The following is a 2187-nucleotide window of genomic DNA, read 5'->3' on the forward strand; positions in this document are numbered from 1 at the left end:
GCTTTGGCACCCTTTACAAATTATGGACGGTAAAGTAGCTTTTCAAAAGCAGAAAAAAGTAGTCTTAAGATTTTGAAATATTGTAGCGGGTAGTGGAAAATGGTATAATGTGAATACAGAGAAACATATAAATTTGTATTTAACAATCAATAAATTGAGAGGGCTTAATCTTATGACTAAACAAAAGAAGGTAATTTGGATAATATTGGGAATAATTATTTTTGTGTTTAGTGTTTTTCTAGGGCTTGGATATTTAGGTCAAATAACAGGTGGAAATAGTTTAATACAAAGAACAGAAATGAACGATAAATATGTTCCGGAAGAAATAACAAAATATTATCCAATAGAAGATTTAAACTCAAAAGAAAGTTTACTTTCTGATAAAAATTATGCAAACTCAATACAGGATGCTCTGTTAAGTGCCTCTATTGAGTTTGAACAAGGCGAAGAATATAAAACACATATTGATAAGATTATAAAGGAGTTTGAAAACGAAAACTATAAAAGTGTTTTGTATATATCAGAAAAAAACGATATAGAGTCAAGTTTGACATTTTCAAAATTCAAAATTAAGGAAGTAGATGGTAAAAAGAGATATGCTCATATTACAAGTGTACATGAGGTTATAAAGAAAGACCGCCCGTATGACAAAGATACGATGTCGTTACTAAAATCACAGTTAGCATTAAGTGATAGATTGCAAGACTTAAATATCAGTCCAGACAATAGTCGCTTTTTATATGGATTTGTACATGATGAAGATATTTACAATACAAAAATAGAAAATAAAAAACCCGATGAAATTATTTATTTTGAACTTTGTGAAAAGCCTTTCTATTTTTGGTATTATGAAAATTTTCAAAGTGATAAATCTGGAAAATCTTTAAGTATAGAAATTGAAAGATAATAATAGAACAATTCCAGGTTGTAGAGGTGATTAGAATGAAGAAACTATATTGCATGAACTGTGGTACTGAAATAAAAGGAGGAATACCTAACGAATGTTCTTGTGGAGCTGAATTTGATTTAGCAGATACAAAAAACATAAAAAGAATAATTACAAGCATTATATTCTTTGTAATATTAATGTCTCCACTGCTTATTCTTATTCACTTTGGCAGACAATATTTACAAGCGTCAATTATTTTATATGCTTTGCTCCTGATTCTAGGTATTTTTTGGTGTCGTATCGTACAAACTATTTTAGTTCGTCTTGGGTTAGTAACTATGACGAACATTGAAATTAAATAACAACAATAACATCTTCACAACTCTACTGAGCAGGAAATCTGAAAAGGTCTCCTGCTTTTTTATACCAAAAAGATTAAAAATCCTATTATCCGCATAAACGCAGGAACTTTAAGCAATATGAATGAAAATACAAAAGAAATTTACCACTAATTTACTACGATTGAAAGAACCTTGATACGACAAAGAAAATAGCATAAAGAAAAGCAAAATGGCATTTCATACAAAATATGAGATGTTTTTTTGTTGCTGTAACACAGCACAATTTGTTCTTTTTTCTGCTTGACTATCTTTCATTTTTTAGAGCATGAATTGTCAAGAGCTTGTTGCGTAAGCAATGCTTGCACTCTTGATAAGGCATGGGATAAAAAATATTTTGACAGATAGCAGAAAAGTAATGACATGTGAGTTCTATAAATGATATAATAAATTATCAGATAAAAAATCAATCGGTTAACAATTTGCAAAGAAATTTCTAGGAGAAAAGAGTATGGGGAGAATAATTATGGTTTTATATATGGAAGCTTTATTGTTATCTGTTCTTACAATATGGTTTTTATATCACATAATAAAAAAGAAAAAAATCTTTCGTTGGGAAAATGCTCCATTGGACATGAGAGATTTTGTAAAGAGAAATGAAAAAAGGATGAATATGATTTCAAATGGTATTATAGGTATCATTTTGATTCCTGCGTTTTTGCGGGTAGTTCTTCCTGCTGTACAGGATTTTCCAAACATAAATTCTGGCAATTATCTTGAAGTAGAGGGAACAGTAACATCTTGGAATTATAGTGATGAAGATAAAAACAAAACAAGAGCTATTGGAATTATGGATAATAAAACTAAAAAAGAAATATTTGTAACTGTTTATAGTAAAGGAATACAAAAGGGGGAATATCTGAGAGTTAGATATTTACCTAATAGTAGATATGGAGAGAT

The 2187-nt window shown here is 29.3% G+C and carries 3 protein-coding genes; all 3 read left to right on the forward strand.

Annotation, left to right across the window (positions count from 1 at the left end):
• The first annotated feature begins 172 nt into the window (after positions 1 to 172).
• The gene (locus tag DWX73_RS13125; protein ID WP_042741426.1) at positions 173 to 907 is read left to right on the forward strand and encodes a hypothetical protein; all 735 of its coding nucleotides are present in this window, start codon (positions 173 to 175) and stop codon (positions 905 to 907) included.
• 35 nt (positions 908 to 942) lie between these two features.
• On the forward strand, positions 943 to 1251 hold the full coding sequence (locus DWX73_RS13130; RefSeq protein ID WP_004614026.1) for a hypothetical protein: 309 nt from the start codon (positions 943 to 945) through the stop codon (positions 1249 to 1251).
• Positions 1252 to 1738: 487 nt separating this feature from the next.
• Positions 1739 to 2187, forward strand: a 449-nt coding sequence (locus tag DWX73_RS13135) for a hypothetical protein (protein WP_118349110.1), incomplete at its 3' end; no start/stop codon positions are given.

Origin of the sequence: Coprococcus sp. AF21-14LB (assembly GCF_003458885.1) — a bacterium.
Taxonomy (GTDB): domain Bacteria; phylum Bacillota; class Clostridia; order Lachnospirales; family Lachnospiraceae; genus UBA9414.